Here is a 24,066-nt window from a genome sequence, read left to right on the forward strand (position 1 = left end):
TTACGGGCCTTCAACTTGGCCTGGATACGCGCCAGATACGTCTTCACCGTCGACAACGACAAGAACAGCCCGTCGCAGATCTCCTGATTCGTACGCCCCACAGCCACCAGACGCACGATGTCCAGCTCGCGCTCACTGAGCCCGGCAGCCCCCGCGTCACCCGACGCCGAGCCCCGCTCGGTCTCCTCCAGCCGACGCAGCAGGCGGACCGTCACCGCCGGTGACACCAGAGCGTCCCCACGGGCCGCCGCCTGCACCGCCTCCACCAGCAGCCCCGGAGAGGCGTCCTTCAGCAGGAATCCGCACGCCCCGTTCCGCAGCCCGGTCCGTACGTAGTCGTCCTGGTCGAAGGTGGTGATCAACACGACGTTCATCGGATCGGCCACGCCCGGCCCGGCCAACTGCCGCACCACGTCGAGACCGTCCAACCGCGGCATTCGAATGTCGGTCAGCACCACATCCGGGCGCAGCCGGCGTGCCAGAGCGATGCACTCGACACCGTCAGCCGCTTCCCCGACCACGGTGATGCCCGGTTGCGCCCCCAGGATCAGGCTGAATCCGGTCCGCACCAACTGCTGGTCGTCAGCGATCACCACATTGATCCGCGTATCGGCCACTACCTGTTCCTACCACAGTGATCAGCCGCCATCTGTCCCTACCGGAGTGATCAGCCGGGCCGACCCGACTGACGGCGGCGCGGATCCCGCCGTCCCCACGGACGGCCGGTGCACCGTCCGCCCATGGTCGCTCGGGGCCGAGTCCCTCCGCGTCGCCCGCGCGTACCGGTTTCACGGGAACCTGTCGGTCATTCGGCCGACACACCGTTCTCCCGCTCCACCGCCATGGGCCCGTCGTCGGTTCGCGGGCCTGCCAGGCACTCAAGAGCGCATTGACGGAGCCGACCCGATGTCCACCACCCGTGCCCAATCCGGCGGCGAATCCGGTACGTAGTCGGGGTCGTCCTCGTCCCAGGACGGGGTTTCGTCTTGTCGGGGGAAGAGGCCCACGACCGTTCGGCAGGGTGGGCGCGTGGACGGCCAGGGGGTCTGGCCGTCGGTCAGGGCGACGACGACGTCCGGTCGGGGTCCGGTTCGCAGGGCCTTGGCGAAGCCTGTGCGGAGGTCCGTACCGCCGCCGCCCACCAGGGGGATCCCCTCGGCGCGGCACAGGGGGTGGGCGATCCGGGCCGCCGCGTCGCACGGGACCACGGTGATCAGGTCGCGGCGGCCGCCCAAGGCGCGGGAGATCGCGGCGACTTCGAGGAGCGCGCTGCCCAGTTCGGTGTCACTGACCGACGCGGAGGTGTCGATGACCACGGAAACCCGGGGCGGCCTGCGCCGGAGGCTCGGCAGCACGGCGCCGGGCACCCCGGCAGAGCGCCGTGAGGGTCGGCCGTAGGTGTAGTCCTCGCCCGCGCCGGAGCCGGAGACCGCCGAGCGGACCGCCGCTCCGAGCAACTCCCGCCACGGCTGCGGCGGATGGAACGCCTCCTCCGCCCACCGCTGCCAACCCTTGGGGGAGTGCCCAGGGCGCGCGGTGATGCCCTGCGCCACCCGGAACCGGACCGCGTCCTGTTCCTGCGCGCTGAGGCCGTGCGCACCGTCAGGACCCAGCTCCCACTCCCGTTCCAGTCCGTCGGCGCCGCTGCCGCAGTCCAGCCAGGCCAGGTGTTGGGTGAGCGGCCCGAGGCGGAACTGGCGCAGGTAGTCCTCCATGAGCTGCCCCTCGGGCAACCTCAAGGACAGCGGCTGGAGGGCGTCTTCGGGCCGGATCAGCCCGTCGCCGTACACGTCGTCGTTGATCTCGCAGTCCGCGGCGATGTTCATCCGCAGCCGTTCCGCCGGTCCGGTCAGGCCGTGCTGCCGCGCGAACCGGTCACTGCGCCCGTGATGGTCGCGCAGCAGGTGAGACACCTCATGCACCCATACCGCGGCCAGTTCCTCCACCGGTGTCCGGTCCACGAACGCCGATGAGACATAGCACCGCCAGTACCGGTCGACAGCCATCGTCGGTACCCGCCGTGACGGCACGGTGTGCAGGGCGAACAGCGCCGTCGCCAAGTAGGGCCGGACCCGGGCTGCGTGCAGTCGGGCGGCGAAGAGCTTGTCGCGATCGAGTGCGCCGCCGAGTGTTGCCGCTGCGTCCGGGGTCATCGTCCCGCCTTCGCGGCGCCCGCCGCACGGGAAGCGGACTGTGCCGCCGCCCGGTCCGCACGCCGGGACAGGGACACCGCGCCGGCGAGCCGCTCGATCGATGCCGGAACGTCCCAGTCCTCCTGGCGCAGTGTGGCGAGTGTGGTCGCGGGGACGACCACCAGGTCAGGGGCTCCGGTCTCCAACGCCCGGACCAGTAGGGCCCAGGCCGCGTCCCAGCGGGACTTCTCCGGGCGTCGGCGGACCGCCGCCACCACACCGTCGAGTACCGCTTGGCGCAGATCCCCCCGTTCGGGCAGGGTCGCCCCCGCCGGGTCGGCGAGAAGGACCTCGGGGTCGGGGAGGTCCATCCGGTCCAGGCTTGCCAGCAGTTCGAGCCCCGGGCCGTCCCCGACGGTGCCTCGTACCAGTAGGGAAAGCACCTCCCGGGAGGAGCCGGCCGCGGTCGCGAAGGCGATCAGGCACAGGGTCATCTCCCAGCTTCGGGGTGACGGCCAGGCGCCGCCCCGGCGGGTTTCGTTGCTGGGCAGTCGGTGTACGAGGGTGGGGCGGGCGGCGAGGAGTTCGCACACCGCACGGCGGGCGAACTCAACGGCCCCCGACAGCTTCTCCGGGTCGAGCCGTGGCAGCGTCGCCCGTGGCCAGGTCCCGCCGAGTCCTCGTACGACGACCTCGTGGTCGTGGGTCCACTGAAGATGGACGAACCGGTTGGCCAGCGGCGGGCTCAGCTCCCAGCCGTCGGCCGCCGAGGAACGCGGATTGGCGGCGGCCACGATCCGTACCCCGGGCGGCAGTTGGAGCGAACCGATCCGCCGCTCCAGCACGAGGCGGAGCAGGGCGGCTTGGACGGCCGGCGGTGCGGTGGACAACTCGTCCAGGAACAGCAGCCCTCGGCCGGCCCGTACCAGGCGTACTGCCCAGTCCGGCGGGGCCATCGGGACACCTTGCTCCGCGGGGTCGTCTCCGATGATGGGCAGCCCCGAGAAGTCGGACGGCTCGTGCACGCTGGCGATGACCGTGGTCAGCGGAAGATCCAGGGCCGCCGCGAGCTGTGTCAGGGCCGCGGTCTTGCCGATCCCCGGCTCACCCCACAGGAGTACGGGCAGGTCGGCCGCGACCGCGAGCGTCAGGGCCTCCAGCTGGGTGTCGGGGCGCGGTTCGGTACCGGCGTCGCGCAACAGGGTCAGCAACTCGCCTGCTACGTCGAGTTGTGAGGCGGGGGGAGAGGTGGAGAGGGCGTCGATGGCAGCGGTTGGGGAGGTGGAGAGAGTGTCGATGGCAGCGGTTGGGGAGGTGGAGAGAGTGTCGACGGCAGCGGTCGGGGAGGCGGAGAGAGTGTCGGTGGGGGCGGACAGGATGCGTGTGGGCATGTTTGATCACCTTTGGGTTCGTGGTGCAGCGAGTTGGTGCGAGGGCCGGAGGCTCTCGAGGCAGCGGGAGGTCCCGCAGGTCAGTGGGCGATCGCGTGGTGCGAATGGGCGCGGCCGCCACGCGGACGGTGGCAATCCGGGTGGAAGTGGACGCGGCCGGGGCCGGGTTCGATCAGGCCCGCCCGGAACAGTCCGTACGTGATCCGCCGCCGCGCGGCGGCCTCGAGCTCGTCCCGTAGAGCGCCGCCGCGCAGCACCGCGTCGGGGCCCAACAAGCCTTCGACGACGGCCAGCGCACCGGTGATGTCGCCGTGGACCAGGCGTTCGCGGACGCCGACGAGACAGTCCGGACGACGGTGCGCCTCATCGATGGCTTGTAGGCAGGGAAGCGGAGTGCCGGTCAGCGCGACCAGCAGTTCCTCCCGGCGGATCTCGGCCGGGTCGTGGTCCAGCGCCGCCAGTACCCCGTCGACCAGGCCGATCCGGTGCTCGGCTCCCCGGCACTCCACGAGTCGGGGCTGACCTGCGGACCGGTCCGGAACGGGGGAGGAACCTCCCCGGAGACCGGTCGGCGAACGACCCGGTACCAGTGCCGAGGCGACCAGCGGATGCAGCCGGTCGGGCTCCAACGCACCGGTGCGGAGCAGTTCCAGGTCGGGCAGCACCCAGGTCGCAGCGTCGGGCAGGATCGGCAGTGCGGAGGCGCTACAGCTGCCCGCCATGGGCGCCGCGGCGATCCGCATGGCGGGCGGCCCGGGGCCGTCTCCGTCCGCGATCAAGTCCAAGGTCAGCCGACGCCGGTCACCGAACCGCACCGCGACGGCACCGGTACCGCTCGCCCGCCCCTCGGCGCGGAGCAAGATCTCGGCCTCGGCCGCCCACCGCTCGACGGCACACTGCCGCCCCCGCGGCACCATCTCCAGCGGACCGGGGTCCACAGAAGGGCCGGGCGGCCGATCGGCCCCGGCCCGGACCCGCAGCTCATCGGCCCTGCGCGCGTCCCACAGATGACGGTGCAGATCGAGGCGGAACCGCCGGTTGGGACGGGGATGCGGATGTCGGCACGCCCCGGACTCGAAGCGGGGGCCGGGGCCGCCCCACAGCGCGAGGCTGATCCGCTGACCGGCGTCCGCCCAGGCAGGCGGAGTCCGCACTACCAGGTACACCGGGTCCGGGTGTTCTCCCTCGCGCTCCGCGTCGTCGTACTCGTACTCGTACCGGGCCAGCGCGATGGTCAGACCCGGGCGCAGCAACCCGTCGGGCGCGACCCTCGGCAGGTGCCAGCGCAGCAGGTCAGGGGCGAGATGGCGGAGATCGGCCCGGATGCGGGCGGCGAGTTCGTGGCCGTGACTGCGCGCCACGGAACGCGGATTGAGATCGACATCGATGCCTGCGGCGGCACACGCCCCCGCCCAGTCCCCGGCACGACGGCGGGCGGTCGCGGTCTCGATCATGGAGGGTGGCACGGCGAACTCGCGCACGCGCAACCAGAAGGAAAGGCGGGAGTCCTCGTTCGCGGTCTGAGTGAGCATCAGCACTCACCTTGCGCGGACGGGACCCCCGATCTGCCAGCAGATTGAGTCATCATCGCGGCGAGCATAGCGTCCCGACCGCCATCCGGCAGCTGCATTTTGGCGGGTGCGTCTGCCCGGCCGCCCGCGTGCCCGCGGCAGACCCCACCCACAGCCGTACGTCTGAACTGCCCCGTCAGTAAGCCCCGTTGACGTTGTCGATCGAGCCGTACTTCGCGGCGGCGTAGTTGCAGGCCGCCGTGATGTTCGCGACCGGGTCGTAGGGGTCCATCGAGGTGCCGGCCACGTGGTAGGCGGCGAAGGTCGGGTCGATGACCTGGAGAAGGCCCTTGGAGGGGGTGCCGGCGGCGGCGTTGGAGTCCCAGTTGTTGATGGCGGCGGGGTTGCCCGCGGACTCGCGGATGATGTTGCGGTAGATGCCGTCGTAGGTGCCCGGGATCCCGGACTGGGCCATGACGGCCAGGGATTCCTTGATCCAGCCGTCGAGATCGTTGGAGTAGGTCGCGGGGGTCACCGTGGACTTCGAGGTCGAGGCGGTCGACTCCGCGGACTTCGTGGATGTTTGGGTGGTTTTCGTGCCCACGGTCAGGGTGGTGCCCGGGCGAAGCAGTGTCGGGTCGGAGCCGATGACCGCGGCGTTGGCCTTGTAGAGGGCCTGCCAGCTGTCGTCCGTGGTGTGTTCCCGTGCGATCTTGGACAGGGTGTCGCCCGCGACGACCTTGTACGTGACGAGCTTGACGTCGGGGACGGCGGCCGGAGCGGCCTTCGTAGCCGCGGTTGCCTGGGCCGGAACGCCGGCGGTGGTGGCGGCGTGGGCGCCGGTCGCGCTCACCAGGGGGAGTGCGAGCGCGACTCCGCCCGTTCCGGCGGCGACCATGCCACGGGTGAGGTGGCTGGTCCTGGGGCGGCGGTGCTTGCCTCGTACGGGCATGACGAATTCCTCTCCGGCGCCTGCGAGGTGAGCTGTCGGGTTCGGGCGGGAGCTGCCCGGCCGCGTGGTGGGTGCGGCTTCACCCCTAGCCGAGCCGGTGTCCGGATCGGCGGCTTACCTGGGTCCCCCGCTCCTGCCGTGAGCGCGTGGATGGGTGGGGTTCCGGGCGGCGGCAGGATTCGGCGTTCCGCCTGGATCGACGTGAACGTATGCGAGAGCACATGTCTGGAACAAGGCCCGATTTGACGCCGTAGATCGCTTTCGCCTGCACACACAACAGGGGGAATCGCCCGATTGTGTCCGGAATATGAAACTCAACTTACCTTTCGCGAATGGGCAATTGCGAGGCATCGCGAGGCGGGTCGAGACGTCGATCTTGTCCGGACGTGACCCATTTCACGCGACCAAGCATGAACAAAGCGGCACCGTAGGCAATCAGGGTGCAATACGGGCAGCATGCGGTGGTTGCCGGCCGCCGCTCACCCCGCCGTCCGCGGGATCCTCTTCTCCCACGTCCGGTGGAAAACCACCTCGTCACCGTCCCGGCAGATCACCTCGTTCGAGGTGATGAACTCATCGGCGTCGCAGGAGATTTTGGACGTGGTCGAGACGCGCGCGTCCCACGGCAGGTCCGGGCGGTGGAGGCGGATCGACCATGTCGAGCGGGTGCGGGCCGACAGCGGATCCGACTCGTTGATCGTGTACGTCTCCAGCACGTCCTCCGTGAATTCGAGGCCGTCCGGATAGACGCGGGTGCCGCCGTAGCGGGGGTCGACTTCGAGGCGCCACTCGCCCTTGGCCACGTCGCGCACGACGAGGCGTTCGGGGCGGGGTTCGTCCAGGGTCGCCGGTACGACCACTCCCAGGGGTTCGGACTCCTCCGGTTCCTCGAAGGCGATCGGGAACGCCGACTGCCTTGCCCGTACGGGGAGTTCGAGGGCGCTGCCCGCCGGGTCCAGGTTGAAGCCCGACTCCGAACCCGGCTGGGGCCAGATCCAGGGCCAGTACGCGGAGGAGACCGCGAGGCGGATCCGGTGACCGGGCGGGAATGCGTAACCGATGCCGTTCAGCTCGAAAACCACGTCCTCCGTAGAGCCCGGCTTCCAGGGAACCGCCTGGTCACGGCCATGGCGCGCCGACAGGTTCAGTACGCCTCGGGTGACGAGTGTGGAGGAGCCGTCGGGGGCCACATCGCAGAGTCGGGCGATCACCTGGCCGCGCTCCGCCTCCGACGTCAGCCGCAACCGCACCTTCGGACGGCCCAACACCCATGTTTCCTCCGGGACTTCGAACTCGAAGCACGCCGACCGCCCGTCCTCCTCCCGCTGGTCCGGCGGCAGATCCGCGTCGTTCCCGAAGGGGAAGAAGCGGCCCGCGTCGACGCCCGTGTGCTGCGGTGAGCGGACCAGTACCGGTGCGCCCCGGAGGCCGTACGAGACCGGTGTCACGGAGGGGGACGGCCAGGTCTCGTCACCCACCCAGCGGCCCGGCAACACGTCGTACACCGTTGCCGGAGGGTGCGCGTCCATGACGTACGAGCGCAGCAGCGGCTCCGACATCACTCCTGTGTTCCCGTCCACCACTCCGGTGTCCCCGTCGCGCAGCCAGTGGTCCCACCAGCGCAGGGTCTCCTGGAGGAAGCCGATCGCGGGTCCCGGCGGCAGGCCCCGGTCGGGGTACTGGTGCGACCAGGGGCCGATGAGGCCTCGTACGCGATCCGGTGGCAGGTTCTCGACCAGGCGCAACACCGTGTCCCGGTACGGGTCGTGCCAGCCGCCCACCGCCAGGACGGCGGCCTGGATCGCGCCGTAGTCCTCGCAGACGCTGCCGTGCTTCCAGTACGAGTCCCGGGTCTGGTGCGACAGCCAGGTGTGGAGGTACGGCTCCACCGCCTCAAGGCGCTTCACCCACAGGTCGTGCCACATCACCTCGCCGACGTGTACCGGGTCCGGCGGGCGGGCGACGAAGGCGAGCATCGTGGCCGCCCAGGCGTGCATGTCGACGGCGAGGACGGAACCACCCATGTAGTGCACGTCGTTGTCATAACGGTCGTCCGCCGAGCAGACGGTGACGACCGCCTTGAGCGGCTCGGGCGCGAGGGCCGCGATCTGGAGGGAGTTGAAGCCGCCCCAGGAGATGCCGAACATGCCGACCTTGCCCGAGCACCAGGGCTGGGAAGCCAGCCAGTTGACCACCTCCACCCCGTCGGCCAGTTCCGTCTGCGAGTACTCGTCCGTCGGCATGCCCTCCGAGTTGCCGTGGCCGCGGACGTCCACGCGGACGGAGGCGTAGCCGTGACCGGCGTACCAGGGATGGCGTTGCCAGTCGCGCGGCGCCGTCCAGTCCGTGAGGCGGTACGGGAGGTATTCGAGGAGCGCCGGTACGGGCTCGTCGGTCAGGGGGCGCCAGACGCGTGCGTACAGACGTGTGCCGTCCGGGAGGGGGATGAGGACGTCCTCGTGAGCGGACTCGTAGGGGAAGGACGTACGGATGCGCATGCGTGATCCCGGTGGTTTCAGTGGACGGGGTACATGGTGCGGCGCAGCCAGGGGGCGAGTGCCATCACGGCGAGGCCCGCGGCCACCGCGATCGCGCCGTTGACGCCGAAGTAGGCCGGTTTGGAGACGTCGTCGTAGAGCTTCACGGTCTGGGCCTGGATGCCGTTGGCGAGCGCGAGGGACAGGAACCAGAGGGACATCGTCTGGCTGGAGAAGGCGATGGGGGCGAGCTTGGTGGTGGCGGACATGCCGGACGTCTCCAGGAGGATGTCGCCGAGGCCGAGGAGCAGGTACGAGCCGACGATCCACCAGGCCGACATCAGGTAGTCGTCACTGCTGTGTCCGCTCGTCGGCAGCACGATCAGCAGGAAGGACAGGCCGCCGAGTACGACCCCGATCGCGATCTTGTTGGAGGCGTGCGGCTGGTTGCGGCCCATCCGGACCCACAGCGCGGCGACCACGGGCGCGAGGGCGACCTCGAAGGCGCCGAGCGCGGAGGCGTACCAGCCGGCCGGGAAGTCGTAACCGAGGATCCTGCTCTCGGCGTTCGACGCGGCGAGCAGCATCATCGTCGAGTACGCCTGGAAGAGGATGAAGTTGAAGACGGTCGAGGCGAGGAAGAGGACGACGTACGGGCGCAGGTGGCCGCGTTCGGCGTCCGTCACGCGCGGGCTCCTGAACATCACCGCGAAGTAGACGACCGGCGCGATCACCGAGATGAGGGTGAGCAGGTCGACGAAGCGGCCCATCGTCAGATAGCCGGCCACGGCGAGGACGGTCGCGAGTACGGCCGCCGCGAGGAGGCCGAGGCCGATCAGCAGGACCGTCCGGCGCATCGCGTCGGGGGCGAGGGCGAATTCCGCCGCGCGCTTGCGTCCGGCCAGGTGACGGCGGCCCATGACGTACTGGATCAGGCCGAACGTCATGCCGACCGCCGCCGCGGAGAAACCCCAGTGCCAGCCCCGGTGGTCGCCGAGCCAGGCGGTGACGAGCGGGCCCGCGAAGGCGCCGATGTTGATCGACATGTAGTAGAGGGCGAACCCGGCGTCACGGCGCTCGTCCTCGGTGCGGTAGAGCTTGCCGACCATGGTGGCGACGTTGGGCTTGAGCAGGCCGGTGCCCGCGCTGATCAGGCCGAGGCCGACCCAGGTCAGGGTGCCCGTCGGGACCGCCATGGAGTAGTGGCCGCAGGCGATCAGGATGCCGCCCCACAGGACCGCGCGGTACGAGCCGAGCATCCGGTCGGCGAGCCAGCCACCGGCGACCGAGACCAGGTAGACGAGCGTTCCGTACGCGGCCGACACCGAGGCGGCGGTGCCCGACGACATGCCCATGCCGCCGTGGGCGACGGTGTCCGCGAAGTAGAGGACGAGGATCGCCTGCATGCCGAGGAACGAGAAACGTTCCCAGACCTCCAGGCCGGAGAGGGTGAGCAGGCCCCTGGGCTGGCCGAAGAAGGCGTGGTCGTCACCGGGAGGCGGAGGCGGCTCACTGCCTGGCTCGGATTCGACGGTGCTGCGGGACACGGCGGCCGGTCTCCTTACGGGGCGCTGACGCGACAGAGGGAAGCCTGGCAAGTGGGCGGATATCGGCTCGTATCAATTGATCAAGAACATACCGCTCGTGATGTCGCACCGCCGGGCGTGCAGCCGCCTTCCGTTCGGGTGGAGGTTTCCTTCTCCTTGGGGCTGTGGACTGTCCGTCCCGCCCGGGGGAACTCGTGAGGGAAGTCGGCTATGGGGACGGTGGGCGCTCGTGGTGATCGAAACGTGACCGGATACGCTGACTTGAGTGATGGCAGCGACACATCGACAAACCGCGTCACCGACCGAATGATCGACCGAGTTCGCCATGTGATCGTCAGCAGACAGGAGAACCTCTCGTGACCGTCGTCGGGCCGTTCGGGCTGAGCGTGCGGGACCAGGCTCTCGAAGCCGATGTCCAGGCCGGATTGGCGGCTGTCGAGGAGGGTTTGCTCGAAGCCACCAAGAGCGAGGTTCCGTTCATCACGGAGGCCGCGCAGCACCTGGTGCGGGCCGGCGGCAAACGTTTCCGGCCACTGCTCGTGACGCTCGCCGCGCAGTTCGGGGACCCCTACGCGCCGGGTGTCGTGCCCTCGGCCGTGGTCGTCGAGCTGACGCATCTCGCCACGCTGTACCACGACGACGTGATGGACGAGGCGGACGTACGGCGCGGAGTGCCCAGCGCGAACACCCGCTGGGACAACTCGGTGGCCGTCCTCACCGGCGACTTCCTCTTCGCGCGCGCGTCTTACATCCTGGCCGACCTCGGTCCCGACGCCGTCCGGATCCAGGCCGAGGCGTTCGAACGGCTCGTCACCGGACAGATCCTGGAGACCGCGGGTCCGCGCGACGGCCGTGACCCGGTCGACCACTATCTCGATGTGCTCAGCGGCAAGACCGGTTCCCTGGTCGCGGTCGCCTGCCGGTTCGGCGCGATGATGTCCGGGGCCGACGAGACCGTCGTGGATGTGCTGACGCAGTACGGGGAGCGGCTGGGTGTCGCCTTCCAGCTCGCGGACGACGTACTGGACATCGCGTCCGACTCGCGCGAGTCGGGCAAGACGCCGGGGACGGATCTCCGTGAGGGGATTCCGACGATGCCGGTGCTGCGGTTGCGGGAGCGGGTCGCCCGGCTCGGTCTCGCCGAGGACATCGCCCTGTGCGAGCTGCTGGACTCCGACATGACGGATGACGCCCGGCACGCCGAGGCGCTGGCCAGGCTGCGGGTGCACCCGGCTCTCGAGCAGGCCCGGCGGGACACCGTGCAGTACGCGGAGGACGCGCGGGCCGCGCTGGCTCCGCTGCCGGAGTGCGACGCGAAGGCGGCGCTGGTGGAGTTGTGCGACGCGGTGGTGCATCGGGCGGGGTGACCCGGCCCCGTAGGAACCCCGCCGGAGCAGTTGTGGCGTACGTCACATTCTTCGACCGAGTCCGGTCTCCAGTCTCCAGCCACCGGGAGGCCGGTCGCCGGACGGGCATGCCCGATCGCACGCGGCCGCACCCGATCGCACGCGACCGCAGCACGGTCACCGGCGCGGTGGTGTCTCCCGCCAACCCCTACGGGTTGCGGGAGACACCACCGCGTTACGTCATACCGCAGGAGTACGCGGAGTTGCGTCCGGGGTCTGACGCATCTCTCCCGCCGATTTGGTCAGATGGACAACACCACTCCTCACCGGTTCGGGTGAGAATGGCGGCTAAGAGTGGACCAGTGCAGTACGACGAGCCGCCGCCGACGACGGAGGTAAGGCACACATGGCACCGTACGAATCCGACCACAGCACGAACGCCGACGAGGCCGAGGACGTGCGCACCGGCCGGCGGAAGGCGGCGCGTTACGTCGTCCCGGTCGCGGTGATGGGGGTGGCGGCGGTAACCATCGGGCTCGTCCCCGCGCTCGCCGACTCCGGGGACCCCGACCTGCCCAAGATCAGCGCCCAGCAGCTCATCGAGAAGATCGCCAAGTCGGACGTCCAGCAGCTGTCCGGCACCGTCAAGATCAGCACCGATCTCGGGCTTCCCGACCTGGGTGGCCTGGAGAGCAGCTTCGCTTCCGGGGCCGTACAGGGCGGTGGCAGTGACGGTTCGTCCGCCGATCCGTCGTCCAAGCTCCTGGAGCTGGCCACCGGCACGCACACGCTGCGCGTCGCGGCCGACGGCCCGGACAAGTCCAAGGTCTCCCTGCTGGACAGCGCCGCCGAGTACAGCCTCATCCACAACGGCACGGACGTGTGGGGATACGACAGCAAGTCGAACGAGGTCTACCACTCGACCGCGCCCAAGTCCGGTACGGAGAAGGGTCAGACGGAGAAGGGTCAGGACGTCCCGGCCACTCCCCAGGAGCTCGCCGACGAGGCCCTCAAGGCCGTCGACGACACCACCTCCGTGACCGTCGACGGCACCGCGCAGGTCGCGGGCCGTGACGCGTACAAGCTGCTCATCAAGCCGAAGCAGTCCGGCTCCACGGTCGGCGCGATCACCATCGCGGTCGACTCGAAGACGGGGCTGCCGCTGAAGTTCACGCTGACCCCGGCGAGCGGCGGCGCGGCCGTCGTGGACGCGGGCTTCACCAAGGTCGACTTTTCCAAGCCGGCCGCTTCGACCTTCGACTTCACCCCGCCCAAGGGTGCGAAGGTCACCGAGGGCGACGACGTGAAGGCGCCGGAGTCCGCCAAGAAGTCCGACGAAGACCTGGGCGCTGGGCTCGACGGGCTCGAAGGGCTCAAGACGATCGGTGAGGGCTGGAACTCCATCGCCGAGTTCGACACGGGCGGCGAGGGCGTACCGTCCGGCTCCTCCGGCAACGGCGACGTCGACGGGTTCCTGAACTCCCTCGGCGACCAGGTCACCGGCAAGTTCGGCTCGGGCACGGTCTTCTCGACCCGCCTGGTCAACGCGCTGATCACAGACGACGGCAAGGTGTACGCCGGTGCCGTCACCAAGGACGCGCTGGTCAAGGCGGCCAACGCGGCTCAGTAGGTCTCGTACGGACAGGCCGGACCGCAGGACGAATTGAGGAGTCTATGGAGGAGCTGTCCGCCGCGGAGCCCGACCCGGTGGGCGACACGGGAGGGACGGTGAGCGCGGTCGCGGCGAAAACGGGCGCGGCGAAAACGGCCGCCGGGGGCCACGCGGCGAAAACGGCCGCAGGGTCCCCGGCCGCGGGGACCACGGTCGAGGTGATCCCGGTCGAGGACGCCGTGATCGTCACCCGTGCGCTCACCAAGCGCTTCCGCGGCGGACAGCTCGCCGTCGACGGCCTGGACCTGACCGTCCCGGCGGGCAGCGTCTTCGGCTTCCTCGGTCCGAACGGCTCGGGCAAGACCACCACCATCCGCATGCTGATGGGCCTGATCCAGCCGACCTCGGGCACGGCGCGTGTCCTGGGGCAGCCCATGCCCCGGGCCACCCGCGCCGTGCTCCCGCACGTGGGCGCCCTCATCGAGGGCCCCGCGCTGTACGGCTTCCTCTCCGGCCGCGACAACCTCCTCCGGTACGACGCCGCCGACCCGACCGCCGACCCGCGTACCCGGCGTACGCGCGTCGCGGCCGCCCTCGACCGGGTCGGGCTCGCCGCCGCGGCGGGCAAGAAGGCGAAAGCGTACTCACTCGGTATGAAGCAGCGGCTCGGGCTCGCGGCAGCGCTGCTCCAGCCCCGCCGCCTGCTCGTCCTGGACGAGCCGACCAATGGCCTCGATCCACAGGGCATGCGCGAGATCCGTTCCCTGGTAAGGGAGTTGGCCTCGGACGGTACGACCGTCTTCCTCTCCTCGCACCTGCTCGACGAGATCGAGCAGGTGTGTACGCACGCGGCCGTGATGGCGCAGGGCCGGCTCATCACCCAGGGCGCGGTGACCGATCTCGCGGCGGGTGCGCGTGGGCGTCTCGTGGTGACGACTCCCGATCCCGCGGACGCGGCGCGCGTACTGAAGGAACAAGGAGTCGGGGATCTCGTCGTGACGGACACCGGGGTGACCGCCGAGCCTCCCGATCGCGAACTCGCCGAGCTGAACGCCGCGTTGGTCACGGCGGGCGTCCGGGTCCGCGGTTTCGGGGTCGAACGGGCCTCGCTGGAGGACGCGTTCGTGGCGCTGACGGGGGAGGGGTTCGATGTCGCGGGCTGAGATCATGTCCCAGACTGAAGCCGTCCGTACGCGTGCGCCCGGCCCGCTGTGGACGTTCGGGCTGTTCCGCAGCGAGCTGGTCACCACCTTCCGACGGTGGCGGACCATCGCGCTGCTCGGCGTGCTCGCGGCGGTACCGGTCCTCATCGGTATCGCCATCAAGATCGAGACGAGCGACGGATCGGGGGGCGGCCCCGGCGGCGGAGGCGAAGGACCGGCGTTCATCTCGCAGATCACCAACAACGGCCTGTTCCTGGTGTTCACGGCGCTCGCCGCGACACTCCCCTTCTTCCTGCCGATGGCGATCGGCGTCATCGCGGGCGACGCGATCGCGGGCGAGGCGAACGCGGGAACCCTGCGCTACCTCCTGGTCGCGCCCGCAGGACGCACCCGCCTCCTCCTCACCAAGTACGCGACCACCATGACGTTCTGCCTGGTCGCGACCCTCGTGGTGGCGACCTCGGCGCTCGCGACGGGTGCGCTGCTGTTCCCACTGGGCGAGCTGACGACGATCTCCGGGACCCGGATCAGCTTCGCGGAGGGACTCGGCAGGGCCCTGCTCATCGCACTGGTCGTCGCCGCGTCACTGATCGGTGTCGCGGCGCTCGGCCTGTTCATCTCGACGCTGACAGGCAGCGGCATCGCGGCGATGGCGACGACCGTCGGGCTCCTCATCACCATCCAGATCCTCGACCAGATCCCCCAACTCCACGCGCTCCAGCCGTACTTCTTCTCCCACTACTGGCTGTCCTTCGCCGACCTCATGCGCGACCCGGTGTACTGGGACGACCTGGTCCACAACCTTGGCCTGCAAGCGCTGTACGCGGCGGTGTTCGGCTCGGCGGCGTGGGCACGGTTCACGACGAAGGACATCACGGCCTGAGGCCCGGGACCCGGTGCTCAGCTGTCGTAGGGGAAGCGAGCGAGCGGCGGCTCCTGCGCGAAGAACGTCTTCGCGCGGGCCAGCGCCTCGCTGTCGCTGAGTACGTCACCGGGCTTGCTGCCGTTGCCGAGCAGGACTCCGCCGAAGCGCATGTCCATGTACGCGGCCGAGTGGTTGAGGGTGCCGATCAGCGGATCGGCGACCTCCTGCTCCTCGTGTGCCAGCGCGGCGACCCCCCAGAGGGTGCGCCCCGCCATCGTGGCCTTGAAGTCGACACCGGGGGTGCGCAGCCACCCCGACCAGTAGTCGAGGTAGCGCTTGGTGGAGGCGGAGACCGAGTACCAGTACAGCGGCGACGCGATGACGATGTCCGTCGCGGCGAGCGTCGCGTCGAGGAGCAGGCCCGTGCTGCCCTCGGTCGGGCGGAGGTGGTCACTGTCGTGGCGCAGGTCCTCGAAGTCCGGCAGTGGATGCTCGGCGAGGTCCAGCCACCGCTGCTCGGCCTCCGCGGGCAGCTGTTCGGCGGCCTTACGGGCCAGCAGCTCGGTGTTGCCGTCGGAGCGGCTGCTGCCGAGCAGGAACAGGAAATGGCGGCTCATGGGTCCCCCTAGGGTGCGCGCGGCAAACGGCATCTGCCGCGACTACATGCGTGCACAATATATGCGTACGCATCTAGTCGTCCAGTGGGTTCTTGTTTCGGACCCCCGGCCGGTGCTGAAGTGAGGGGAGGGGCGAGGATGCGTACGAGGGTGACCGACACCGGTCGTCTCCGCTCCGGGCCCGTCGGCGTTGACGCACTGTGGTCTGCGGGACCAGGGTGGACGGGTGGACACACGCGCGGACATCCTCTTCCACGCCGTCCTCCCGTTCGTTCTCCCGGTCTTCGTTCTCCCTGTCCACCCTTCCTCCCCCGATCACCCCGAGTGAGGGCACGATGTCTCGACTCAGCCGCGAACAGAAGCGGGAACTCAAGCGGCGGCGCGCTGAGGAGGGTGCCGATTCCGGGGAGTACCTGGACCCCGCGGTCACACCGGTGGAGGTGCGGGTGCCCGCCTCGGCGGGGGACGCCGCTCCGATCGGCGGCGGGGCCACGGTCGGCGGCGTGCCGGTCTTCGCCGCCCCCGGCCAGACCGTCCAGGCCGCCGTCCTCGACCACCTCCACCGCCTCGCCCTCACCACCGGCCAACCCGTACTCGCCGCGATCCACGACGAACGCACCGGCTTCGTCGTACCGATTCAGGTGTACGTGGACGGGTCGAGCTCGTACGTGGGGGAGCCGCGCCGATTCCAGCCGCATCCGTATCCGCAGTCCCAGCCTCAGTCGTACTCGCACCCGCAGTCCGAGGCTCAGTCGTACCCGTACTCGCAGCCCCAGTCGTACCCGCAGTCGCAGTCGCCTGAGCCCGGACAGGTGCGGCAACCGCCGATGTCACCGCCGTCTCCGGTTCCGTCGGGCGGGACGCCCCCGGTGCCCCCCGCCCCGCCGGTCGACCCGGTATGGCCCCCGGCGCCCACCGACCCCGCGCCGAGCGTCCTCCCCCCGTCGGCCTTCGCTCTGCGGACGCTGCCGGAGCCGAAGGGGGATACGCCGCCCGGTGTCGCGGGACCCCCGACGGGCGAGTTCGGCCCGCCGCCGGACCTGACCCCCGCGCGGAAGGCCGCCAGGTCCCCGCTCGCCCTGAGCCTGGATCTGGAGCCGGCCCTCGAGCCGGAGCCGAAGCCCGCTCCCGTGCGAGGCTTCGACGCCGTCGCCGAAGCGGTACTGGCGCCGGTGCCGGAAGGAGTGGGCGAGGCGGCCTTCCTGTCGGAACCCGTGTCACGGATCAACGAAGCCGTGCAGGAGGGCAGGATCGAAGAGGCCACGGGCATGGCGGAACGGGCTGTCGCGGAGGGGACGCAGGCGCTGGGCCCGGAGCACCCGGAGGTGCTGCGGCTGGGCGAACTGACCGCGTACATCGCCTACTTGGCAGGAGACGCGCCCCGGTCCTTCCATCTGTCGCTCGACCTGGCCAGGGTCCACCGCCGGCACCGGGACCCGGATGCCGCGTACGGCAACGTACAGAGCGCGGCCACGGCCTGGCGCGCCGTCCGCGACCCGGCGCAGGGTCTGGAACTCGGACGTGACCTGATCGGCGTGTGGACCGAACTCACGGCCGACGGCGGCCCCGCCGCCGACGACATCGAACAACTCGAATCGGCCCACACCCGCATGTCCCGCCTGACCGAACGCGCCCGCGCCCAGGCCGACAACTCCTAGCCCCCTAGCCCCCTGGACCCCCTGGACCCAGAGCCCGCGCGCCCGTGGCCGGTGACCGCACGCCTCAAGTCGTTCGACCAGAGGAATGGCACCGACCACGGGGCAGGGCGACCGAACCGCCAAGGCCCCGTCACCGCACGGGGAACTGGGGGAACTGCCGCGGAACCACCGGGGAGTTAGAAGGACAACTACCGAGAACCACTGGGGAGTTAGAAGGACAGCTCCCACACCGCGTAAGCCAGGGCGTCCCCATTCCGGTTCAGCGCCGTGTCGTTGATGTTCGACGTCGTGTCGCAGGACGCGTGGTAGCAGCGGTCGAAGGCCAGGCCGGCCGTGCCGCCCCACTTGGCGGCCTGGGCCGCTGTCTTGATGTAGTCCGCGCCGCTGAACAGCCCGCCGACCGGGATGCCCGCGCTGTCGAACGGCGCGTGATCGGAGCGGCCGTCGCCCTCGGTCTCGATCTCCGTGGCTACGCCGATCCCCGCGAAGTAGGTCTGGAAGGTCTTCTCGATGGCGGGATCGTCGTCGTAGACGAAGTACCCCGGGTTCGGCGAGCCGATCATGTCGAAGTTCAGATAGCCGCTGATCCTCGACCGGTCGCCGGTGGCAAGGCTGTTGACGTAGTAGCGCGAGCCGACCATGCCCAGTTCCTCCGCGCCCCACCAGGCGAACCGCAGATGCTTTGTGGGCTGGTACTGCGCCCGGGAGACGGCGAGCGCGGTCTCCAGCACGGCCGCCGAACCCGACCCGTTGTCATTGATGCCGGGGCCCGCCGTCACGCTGTCGAGGTGGGACCCCGCCATGACGACCTGGCCGGTGTCCCCGCCGGGCCAGTCGGCGATCAGGTTGTACCCGGTACGGCCACCGGACGTGAACTGCTGGATGGTCGTGGTGAATCCGGCCGCGTCCAGCTTGGCCTTGATGTAGTCGAGCGAGGCCTTGTAGCCGGTGCGGCCGTGCGCGCGGTTGCCGCCGTTGGCGGTCGCGATGGACTGCAGCTGTGCGAGGTGGGCCTTGATGTTGGCCACGGGGAGATCGGGCGCGGCGGCCACTCGTGCGGGCGCCGCGCCGGCTATCGAGCCGGTGGTGAGGAGCGTGACGGCGGCGACGACAGCAGCCGCGGTGGCACGCCCGGTAACGGAGAGCTTCATGTGGGGGGCTCCGAATTCCGTGGGAATCCACAGGGATTCCACAGTGAATGGGGTGCCTGGATGGTGAAGCTGGGACTAACTTTCCGTCAAGAGCGCTATTTGGTCAGAGGAGTTCGCATAGCGGGGCAAGGTGCGACGAGGAGCCCGTACGACGTACTACTGCACGCAGAATTCGTTCCCCTCGGGGTCCGTCAGCACCACCCACTCGCCGCCCGGCTCCTTCACCTGTCGCAGCACCGCCGCCCCGAGTCCCTCCAGCCGGGCGACCTCGTCCGAACGCCGCTCGGCCCCCGCGTGCAGGTCGAGATGGAGGCGGTTCTTGACGGTCTTCGGCTCCGGTACGCGCTGGAAGAGCAGCCGTCGCCCGAGGCCGGTCCCGGTCTCCTCCTCGTACGGATCATCCGGATGCCGTACTGCGATCAGGTCCCGAAAGGCCCGGTGGCCGTGGGACTCGACGGTGGCCTCGGCCGGTAGGGCGCCGAGGCCCAGCAGCCGTTCGACGAGCGCGCTGTTGTCCTCGACCCGGTAGCCGAGGGCGGCGGCCCAGAAGTCCGCCTGGGCGTGCGGGTCGGCCGCGTCGATGACGAGCTTCCAGTGCAAGGGCGCGAGAGTCATGGTAACCACTTATAGTGGTTACGTGAGCGAGCGCGCAATGGAATCGCCGGGGTTGACCCTCGTGTCGTACGGCGGGAAGTCCTACCGTTTCGACCCGGGAGCGCTCTGCCTGGAACTGCTGACGACGGGCGGTCCGGGCGAGTTCGCCCGCTACGAGATGCTGCACGAGCCGTCGGACCTGGTGCGCTGGGCGGAACGGAGCCGACTGTCGCCGGGGCTCGAACTGTCCATAAGTGAACGGGAGTTGGACCACACTCGGACGGTGCGCGACGCCCTGTTCCTACTGACCGCCGACCGCGCCCACGGCCGTCCCCCGAGCCCCCGAGACCTGGCCGTCGTCAACGCGGCCGCGGCCGAACCACCACTCGTCGCCCGCATCGCACCGGACGGCACACACGCCTGGGCTCCCGGCGCCACGGGCACCCAGCTCCTCTCCACCGTCGCGCGCGACGCCGTCGACCTCTTCACCGGCCCGTACGCCGACCGCATCCGCGAGTGCGGGTCCCACAACTGCCACCTGCTCTTCGTCGACACATCCCGCCCAGGCCGCCGCCGCTGGTGCGCCATGGAGCACTGCGGCAACCTCCACAAGGCCCGCGCACACCGAGCCCGCCAGGCAGAGGCCTTTTAGCCCGTCCGGCGTTTGAGGACGAGCGCGTTCAGCGCGATGCGGGGGTCTGGGGGCGGAGCCCCCCAGGAACAAGGGACGAGTAGGGGCGGAGGGGGCGAAAAAAGCCCCCCGTCACCCCCGTCACCCCCTCCGGTCACCCACCCGCCACCGCTGACGCCCGCGAGTCGTAGTCCGCCCGGGCCGAAGCGATCTCCCCCTGGTGCCGCTCCGTCCACGTCACCAGCGACTGGATGGTGGCATGCAACGTCCCGCCGAGCGGCGTGAGTTCGTACTCCACCCGCGGCGGCACCACGGCATGAACCGTCCGCTTCACCAGCCCGTCCCGCTCAAGCTGCCGCAGCGTCACGGTGAGCATCCGCTGGCTGACCCCGTCGATCTCCCGCCGCAACTCCGTGAAACGGAGCACGCGCCGATCGAGCAGGGCGATCACGAGCAGGGACCACTTGCCGGCGACCCGGTCGAGGATCTGCCGCACCTCGCAGTCCTCCCGGGTGTCCCACTGGAAGGGATCGGCGTCCCCGTAGTCCACGGTGCCTTCGCAGTTACTCGGTGACTTCAAAGTGCCTTCTTCCATACCTGCCGATGCTGCCGCAGGCTGGCGACGGTTACAAGAGGGAACTGACCCTCAGTTGCGTAACCGCCCCTATCTGAGGAGTCCCGATGGGCACCCGTGCCTGGGCATTACTGCTGGTCCTCTGCGGCACGATCTTCCTGGAGGGCATCGACGTCGCGATGCTCGCGGTCGCGATCCCCTCCATCAGATCCGACCTCGACCTCTCCACGACCACCGCGGCCTGGGTGATGAGCTCCTACGTCCTCGGCTACGCCGGCTTCACCCTCCTCGGTGGACGCGCCGCCGACCTCCTGGGCCGCCGTCGGATGTTCCTCCTCTGGCTGACGGTCTTCCTCGCCTTCTCCGGACTCGGCGGCTTCGCCACAGAGGGCTGGATGCTGATCGTCGCCCGCTTCATCACGGGAGTCTCCGCCGCGTTCATGACGCCGGCCGCGCTGTCCCTGATCACGACGTCGTACGAGGAGGGCCCCCAGCGCAACAAGGCCCTGCTGGTCTTCGCGGGCACGGCGGCCGGCGGCTTCTCCCTCGGCCTCGTCATCGGCGGTCTGCTCACCGAACTCGGCTGGCGCTGGGTGTTCTTCGCGCCGGTACTGCTCGCGGGTGCGATCCTCGTCGCGGCGATCCGGCTGGTCCCCGTGCAGCAGGGGCGCCCCCGACCCCGTACGGCAGAAGCGCGGTTCGACCTCACCGGAGCCGTCACCGCCGCCGGAGCCATGCTGCTGGCCGCCTATGCCGTCATCCGTCTCGAACACGGCCTGCATCACTGGCAGTTGACGTCCGCGGCGGCGCTCGCGGCGCTGCTCCTCGCCACCGCCTTCGTCGCCGTCGAACGCCGCGCCGCCACCCCCCTCGTACGCCTCGGCCTCCTCCGTAAGGGCTCGGTGGTCCGTGCCGACCTGGGCGCGCTGCTCTTCGTGGGTGCCTTCTTCGGCTTCCAGTTCGTGCTGACGCTCTATCTGCAGGAGCTGCGCGGCTGGTCGGCGCTCCAGACGGCCATCGCCCTCATCGTGATGGGCTGCGACGCGGTCCTCGCGCCGACGCTCACCCCGAAGCTGGTCGAGCGGTACGGCCACGCCCGGGTGATCCTCGGCGGCTTCGTGCTCGCCGTCATCGCGTACGGACTGTTCCTGCCCGTCGGCGCCGACTGGTCGTACGCGGCGATGTTCCCGACGCTGATCATCGCGGGGACCGCCTTCGCGCTCGCCTACGGGCCGCTGACGATCGCGGCGACGGACGGGGTGGCCGAGTCGGAACAGGGGCTGGCGGGCGGGCTGTTGCACACGGCGACGCAGTTCGGCTCGGCGATCGGGATCTCGGCGGTGACCGCGGTCTACGGCTTGGCGTCGACGGGATCGGGGCCGGCTGCCGATGAGCCGGACGCGACGCTTTCGGCCTTCCGCGCGGCGCTGACCGTGCCGGTCGCGATGGTGGTCCTCGGGACCCTGGTCTCGGCCCTGAGCGTCCGTGCCGCCCGGCGCGCGGTGCGCAGCGCGTCGAAGGTGAGCAGCGACAGTGCGAGCCAGACGAGCGCGAACCCGGCCCAGCGCTCGGGCGGCATGGCCTCGTGGAAGTAGAGGATGCCGAGCAGGAACTGGAAGACCGGTGCGAGGTACTGGAGGAGCCCCAGCGTGGACAGCGGAACCCGGATCGCGGCCGCGCCGAAGCAGACCAGCGGAATCGCGGTCACCACACCCGTCGCCGCGAGCAGCGTCATGTGTCCCGCGCCCTCCGTGACGAAGGTCGCCTTCCCGTTCGACCCCAGCCACAGCAGAAAGGCCAGCGCGGGCAGGAACTGGACGGCCGTCTCGGCGGCGAGCGACTCGATGCCGCCGAGGTTGACCTTCTTCTTGACCAGCCCGTAGATGCCGAAGGAGAAGGCGAGGGTGAGGGAGATCCAGGGCGGGCTGCCGTATCCGAGGGTGAGGACGACCACCGCCGCGAAGGCGACGCCGACCGCCGTCCACTGCAGGGGCCGCATCCGCTCCTTGAGGATCAGCACACCCAGCGCGATGGAGACCAGCGGGTTGATGAAGTAACCGAGCGAGGCCTCGACCACGTGCCCCGAGTTCACGGACCAGATGTAGACGCCCCAGTTCACGGTGATGAGGGCCGCGGCCACCGTGATCAGTCCGAGTTTGCGCGGCTGCCGGATCAGCTCACCGGCCCAGGCCCAGCGCCGCATCACGACGAGCGCGATCCCGACGAAGGCCAGCGACCACACCATCCGGTGGGCGAGGATCTCGGCCGCCCCGGCGGGCTCCAGAAGCGGCCAGAACAGGGGGACGAGGCCCCATATGCCGTATGCGGCGATGCCGTTCAGCAGACCTATGTGCTGCTCGCCCCTGGCCTTCGCCGCCACCGCGTCCTCCTCGCCCCTGAGGCCGTGCCCGTACGGCCTTCAAGAAGGTAACGCCGGGCGCCCCCGCCTGTCATGCCCGTATCGCTATACGGTCGTGACAGGCGGGGGTCCGGAAATTGGTACAGCGGGCCCGAGGGGAGTCAGTTCTTCAGCGCCGCCGCGACCGACTCGGCGATCGGCGTGGTCGGACGGCCGGTCAGCCGGGACAGATCGCCGGTCGTGACCGAGAGCTCGCCCTTCTCGACGGACGCGTCCACGCCCACCATGATCGTGGCGAAGGCCTCGGGCAGCCCGGCGCCGGTCAGGATGCCGAGGTAGACGTCGGCGGGAACGGAGTTGTACGCGATCTCCTTGCCGGAGTGCTTCGCCACCTCGGCGGCGTACTCGGCGAAGCCGAACGTGGTGTCGCCGCTCAGCTCGTACGTCGTGTTCTCGTGGCCCTCGCCGGTCAGCACCGCCACGGCGGCAGCGGCGTAGTCGCCGCGCGTGGCACTGGCGATACGACCGTCACCGGCGGCCTGGACGACGGCGCCGTGCTCGAGTGCGGGGGCGAGGTTCTCGGTGTAGTTCTCGTTGTACATGCCGTTGCGCAGCAGGGAGTACGGCAGACCGGACGCGAGGATCGCCTCCTCCGTGGCCCGGTGGTCGTCGGCCAGGGCGGCCGTGAGGCTGCCGGGAGCGCTGGTGTACGCGAGGAGCGCGGCCCCGGCGGCCTTGGCGGCGTCGAGGACGACCTTGTGCTGGGCGACGCGGCCGAGGTGGAACTCGTTTCCGGAGATCAGCAACACCTTGTCGCCGGCGGAGAAGAGGCCGTCGAAGGTCTTGGGGGCGTTGTAGTCGGCGACCGCGATCTTCACCCCGCGGGCCGCGAACCCGGCGGCCTTCGCCTCGTCCCGCACGACAGCGGTGATCTGGTCGGCCGGGACCTTCTCCAGCAGTCCCTCGATGACGTGGCGGCCGAGGCTTCCGGTGGCTCCGGTGACAACGATGCTCATGTTTGCTCTCTCCTTGGGGGGCTTGGCACTAACCCTAGGAGCAGCACTAACTTCTCGAAAGTACCCACTTTGAAGTAAGGTACTGGCATGGCCGTAAGTAAGTGGACCGTCGAGGGCGAGGCCATGTGCCCGCACCGCCTCGTCCTGGAGCACGTCACCAGCCGCTGGGGCGTCCTCGTCCTGATCGAGCTCAACGAACGTTCGTACCGCTTCAGCGAGCTGCGCCGCGCGATCGGCCGCGTCAGCGAGAAGATGCTGACCCAGACCCTGCAGACCCTGGAGCGCGACGGTCTCGTCCATCGCGACGCCAAGCCCGTGATCCCGCCCCGGGTCGACTACTCCCTCACCGAGCTGGGCCGCGAGGCCGCCCGGCTGGTGAGCGCGCTGGGGACCTGGACGGAAGAGCGGATGGACGACGTGGTGAAGTCGCGCGAGGTGTACGACAGGGCCCGGACCTGATGGCCCGGGCC

General features: G+C 70.0%; 20 protein-coding genes, 1 pseudogene and 1 riboswitch. Of the genes and pseudogenes, 8 read left to right on the plus strand and 13 right to left on the minus strand.

Annotation, left to right across the window (positions count from 1 at the left end; all coding sequences use genetic code 11):
* The 7 genes from AB0N66_RS33160 to AB0N66_RS33190 form a co-directional block, all read right to left on the minus strand.
* Nucleotides 1-617: response regulator transcription factor (locus tag AB0N66_RS33160; protein ID WP_365442007.1), on the minus strand; the 617-nt coding region annotated here is incomplete at its 3' end.
* A 261-nt stretch (nucleotides 618-878) separates the two neighbouring features.
* Nucleotides 879-2,153, minus strand: coding sequence for a VWA-like domain-containing protein (locus tag AB0N66_RS33165; protein ID WP_365442009.1), 1,275 nt, complete (start codon nucleotides 2,151-2,153; stop codon nucleotides 879-881).
* Entirely contained in the window at nucleotides 2,150-3,523 is a 1,374-nt protein-coding gene (locus AB0N66_RS33170) for an AAA family ATPase (RefSeq protein WP_365442011.1), read from the minus strand. Before AB0N66_RS33170 ends, AB0N66_RS33165 begins: the two co-directional genes overlap by 4 nt.
* Before the next feature lie 80 nt (nucleotides 3,524-3,603).
* Nucleotides 3,604-5,055, minus strand: a complete 1,452-nt coding sequence (locus tag AB0N66_RS33175; RefSeq protein ID WP_365442013.1) for a hypothetical protein — start codon at nucleotides 5,053-5,055, stop codon at nucleotides 3,604-3,606.
* A 175-nt stretch (nucleotides 5,056-5,230) separates the two neighbouring features.
* Nucleotides 5,231-5,986: a LysM peptidoglycan-binding domain-containing protein gene (locus tag AB0N66_RS33180; protein WP_365442015.1), complete on the minus strand. Its 756-nt coding sequence runs from the start codon at nucleotides 5,984-5,986 to the stop codon at nucleotides 5,231-5,233.
* Between the two features lie 4 nt (nucleotides 5,987-5,990).
* A riboswitch (cyclic di-AMP (ydaO/yuaA leader) is annotated at nucleotides 5,991-6,141 on the minus strand.
* Between the two features lie 324 nt (nucleotides 6,142-6,465).
* Nucleotides 6,466-8,484 carry a CocE/NonD family hydrolase gene (locus tag AB0N66_RS33185; RefSeq protein WP_365442017.1) on the minus strand — a complete coding sequence of 673 codons (2,019 nt, stop codon included), beginning with the start codon at nucleotides 8,482-8,484 and terminating at the stop codon, nucleotides 6,466-6,468.
* A 17-nt stretch (nucleotides 8,485-8,501) separates the two neighbouring features.
* Complete coding sequence (locus AB0N66_RS33190; RefSeq protein WP_365442019.1) at nucleotides 8,502-10,010, minus strand: peptide MFS transporter; 1,509 nt, start codon at nucleotides 10,008-10,010, stop codon at nucleotides 8,502-8,504.
* Between the two features lie 356 nt (nucleotides 10,011-10,366).
* Between AB0N66_RS33190 and AB0N66_RS33195 the strand changes: the two genes are divergently transcribed.
* The 4 genes from AB0N66_RS33195 to AB0N66_RS33210 all read left to right on the plus strand — a co-directional run bounded on the left by AB0N66_RS33195 (nucleotide 10,367) and on the right by AB0N66_RS33210 (nucleotide 15,014).
* On the plus strand, nucleotides 10,367-11,377 hold the full coding sequence (locus AB0N66_RS33195) for a polyprenyl synthetase family protein (protein WP_365442021.1): 1,011 nt from the start codon (nucleotides 10,367-10,369) through the stop codon (nucleotides 11,375-11,377).
* A gap of 385 nt (nucleotides 11,378-11,762) precedes the next feature.
* On the plus strand, nucleotides 11,763-12,986 hold the full coding sequence (locus AB0N66_RS33200; RefSeq protein ID WP_365442023.1) for a DUF2092 domain-containing protein: 1,224 nt from the start codon (nucleotides 11,763-11,765) through the stop codon (nucleotides 12,984-12,986).
* Nucleotides 12,987-13,030: 44 nt separating this feature from the next.
* Nucleotides 13,031-14,131: an ABC transporter ATP-binding protein gene (locus tag AB0N66_RS33205; RefSeq protein ID WP_365442025.1), complete on the plus strand. Its 1,101-nt coding sequence runs from the start codon at nucleotides 13,031-13,033 to the stop codon at nucleotides 14,129-14,131.
* A gap of 4 nt (nucleotides 14,132-14,135) precedes the next feature.
* On the plus strand, nucleotides 14,136-15,014 hold the full coding sequence (locus AB0N66_RS33210; RefSeq protein WP_365442027.1) for an ABC transporter permease: 879 nt from the start codon (nucleotides 14,136-14,138) through the stop codon (nucleotides 15,012-15,014).
* 17 nt (nucleotides 15,015-15,031) lie between these two features.
* Here AB0N66_RS33210 and AB0N66_RS33215 read toward each other — a convergent pair whose 3' ends face one another.
* Nucleotides 15,032-15,613, minus strand: coding sequence for an NAD(P)H-dependent oxidoreductase (locus tag AB0N66_RS33215; RefSeq protein WP_365442029.1), 582 nt, complete (start codon nucleotides 15,611-15,613; stop codon nucleotides 15,032-15,034).
* Nucleotides 15,614-15,948: 335 nt separating this feature from the next.
* Between AB0N66_RS33215 and AB0N66_RS33220 the strand changes: the two genes are divergently transcribed.
* On the plus strand, nucleotides 15,949-17,271 hold the full coding sequence (locus AB0N66_RS33220) for a tetratricopeptide repeat protein (RefSeq protein ID WP_365442031.1): 1,323 nt from the start codon (nucleotides 15,949-15,951) through the stop codon (nucleotides 17,269-17,271).
* 209 nt (nucleotides 17,272-17,480) lie between these two features.
* Here the strand turns inward: AB0N66_RS33220 and AB0N66_RS33225 are convergent, their stop codons facing one another.
* Together AB0N66_RS33225 and AB0N66_RS33230 are read right to left on the minus strand one after the other, a co-directional pair.
* Nucleotides 17,481-18,422: a M28 family metallopeptidase gene (locus AB0N66_RS33225; protein ID WP_365442033.1), complete on the minus strand. Its 942-nt coding sequence runs from the start codon at nucleotides 18,420-18,422 to the stop codon at nucleotides 17,481-17,483.
* 156 nt (nucleotides 18,423-18,578) lie between these two features.
* The gene (locus AB0N66_RS33230) at nucleotides 18,579-19,037 is read right to left on the minus strand and encodes a VOC family protein (protein WP_365442035.1); all 459 of its coding nucleotides are present in this window, start codon (nucleotides 19,035-19,037) and stop codon (nucleotides 18,579-18,581) included.
* 37 nt (nucleotides 19,038-19,074) lie between these two features.
* Between AB0N66_RS33230 and AB0N66_RS33235 the strand changes: the two genes are divergently transcribed.
* Nucleotides 19,075-19,668 carry a CGNR zinc finger domain-containing protein gene (locus tag AB0N66_RS33235; RefSeq protein WP_365442197.1) on the plus strand — a complete coding sequence of 198 codons (594 nt, stop codon included), beginning with the start codon at nucleotides 19,075-19,077 and terminating at the stop codon, nucleotides 19,666-19,668.
* A 133-nt stretch (nucleotides 19,669-19,801) separates the two neighbouring features.
* Here the strand turns inward: AB0N66_RS33235 and AB0N66_RS33240 are convergent, their stop codons facing one another.
* Nucleotides 19,802-20,242, minus strand: coding sequence for a helix-turn-helix domain-containing protein (locus tag AB0N66_RS33240; RefSeq protein ID WP_365442037.1), 441 nt, complete (start codon nucleotides 20,240-20,242; stop codon nucleotides 19,802-19,804).
* Nucleotides 20,243-20,328: 86 nt separating this feature from the next.
* On the opposite strand from AB0N66_RS33240, the gene AB0N66_RS33245 reads away from it, so the two are divergent.
* The gene (locus tag AB0N66_RS33245; protein ID WP_365442039.1) at nucleotides 20,329-21,816 is read left to right on the plus strand and encodes an MFS transporter; all 1,488 of its coding nucleotides are present in this window, start codon (nucleotides 20,329-20,331) and stop codon (nucleotides 21,814-21,816) included.
* Here AB0N66_RS33245 and rarD read toward each other — a convergent pair.
* Both rarD and AB0N66_RS33255 read right to left on the minus strand, forming a co-directional pair.
* Nucleotides 21,801-22,601, minus strand: a pseudogene (gene rarD, locus AB0N66_RS33250) (EamA family transporter RarD); the annotation flags it as partial. The gene AB0N66_RS33245 and the pseudogene rarD overlap by 16 nt on opposite strands.
* A 140-nt stretch (nucleotides 22,602-22,741) precedes the next feature.
* Entirely contained in the window at nucleotides 22,742-23,596 is an 855-nt protein-coding gene (locus AB0N66_RS33255; protein WP_365442041.1) for an NmrA family NAD(P)-binding protein, read from the minus strand.
* An 87-nt stretch (nucleotides 23,597-23,683) separates the two neighbouring features.
* On the opposite strand from AB0N66_RS33255, the gene AB0N66_RS33260 reads away from it, so the two are divergent.
* A complete protein-coding gene (locus AB0N66_RS33260; protein ID WP_365442043.1) occupies nucleotides 23,684-24,055 on the plus strand; it encodes a helix-turn-helix domain-containing protein in 372 nt (123 codons plus the stop codon).
* The last annotated feature ends 11 nt before the right edge of the window (nucleotides 24,056-24,066 follow it).

The organism is Streptomyces sp. NPDC093544 (assembly GCF_040683495.1).
Lineage (GTDB): Bacteria > Actinomycetota > Actinomycetes > Streptomycetales > Streptomycetaceae > Streptomyces.

Excerpts from the sequence above, each read along its gene's own strand:
- AB0N66_RS33165 (WP_365442009.1), bottom strand. The coding sequence starts at position 2,153 with ATGACCCCGGACGCAGCGGCAACACTCGGCGGCGCACTCGATCGCGAC.
- AB0N66_RS33170 (WP_365442011.1), bottom strand. The coding sequence starts at position 3,523 with ATGCCCACACGCATCCTGTCCGCCCCCACCGACACTCTCTCCGCCTCC.
- AB0N66_RS33175 (WP_365442013.1), bottom strand. The coding sequence starts at position 5,055 with ATGCTCACTCAGACCGCGAACGAGGACTCCCGCCTTTCCTTCTGGTTG.
- AB0N66_RS33180 (WP_365442015.1), bottom strand. The coding sequence starts at position 5,986 with ATGCCCGTACGAGGCAAGCACCGCCGCCCCAGGACCAGCCACCTCACC.
- AB0N66_RS33185 (WP_365442017.1), bottom strand. The coding sequence starts at position 8,484 with ATGCGCATCCGTACGTCCTTCCCCTACGAGTCCGCTCACGAGGACGTC.
- AB0N66_RS33200 (WP_365442023.1), top strand. The coding sequence starts at position 11,763 with ATGGCACCGTACGAATCCGACCACAGCACGAACGCCGACGAGGCCGAG.
- AB0N66_RS33205 (WP_365442025.1), top strand. The coding sequence starts at position 13,031 with ATGGAGGAGCTGTCCGCCGCGGAGCCCGACCCGGTGGGCGACACGGGA.
- AB0N66_RS33210 (WP_365442027.1), top strand. The coding sequence starts at position 14,136 with ATGTCCCAGACTGAAGCCGTCCGTACGCGTGCGCCCGGCCCGCTGTGG.
- AB0N66_RS33215 (WP_365442029.1), bottom strand. The coding sequence starts at position 15,613 with ATGAGCCGCCATTTCCTGTTCCTGCTCGGCAGCAGCCGCTCCGACGGC.
- AB0N66_RS33220 (WP_365442031.1), top strand. The coding sequence starts at position 15,949 with ATGTCTCGACTCAGCCGCGAACAGAAGCGGGAACTCAAGCGGCGGCGC.
- AB0N66_RS33225 (WP_365442033.1), bottom strand. The coding sequence starts at position 18,422 with ATGAAGCTCTCCGTTACCGGGCGTGCCACCGCGGCTGCTGTCGTCGCC.
- AB0N66_RS33230 (WP_365442035.1), bottom strand. The coding sequence starts at position 19,037 with ATGACTCTCGCGCCCTTGCACTGGAAGCTCGTCATCGACGCGGCCGAC.
- AB0N66_RS33235 (WP_365442197.1), top strand. The coding sequence starts at position 19,075 with ATGGAATCGCCGGGGTTGACCCTCGTGTCGTACGGCGGGAAGTCCTAC.
- AB0N66_RS33240 (WP_365442037.1), bottom strand. The coding sequence starts at position 20,242 with ATGGAAGAAGGCACTTTGAAGTCACCGAGTAACTGCGAAGGCACCGTG.
- AB0N66_RS33245 (WP_365442039.1), top strand. The coding sequence starts at position 20,329 with ATGGGCACCCGTGCCTGGGCATTACTGCTGGTCCTCTGCGGCACGATC.
- AB0N66_RS33255 (WP_365442041.1), bottom strand. The coding sequence starts at position 23,596 with ATGAGCATCGTTGTCACCGGAGCCACCGGAAGCCTCGGCCGCCACGTC.
- AB0N66_RS33260 (WP_365442043.1), top strand. The coding sequence starts at position 23,684 with ATGGCCGTAAGTAAGTGGACCGTCGAGGGCGAGGCCATGTGCCCGCAC.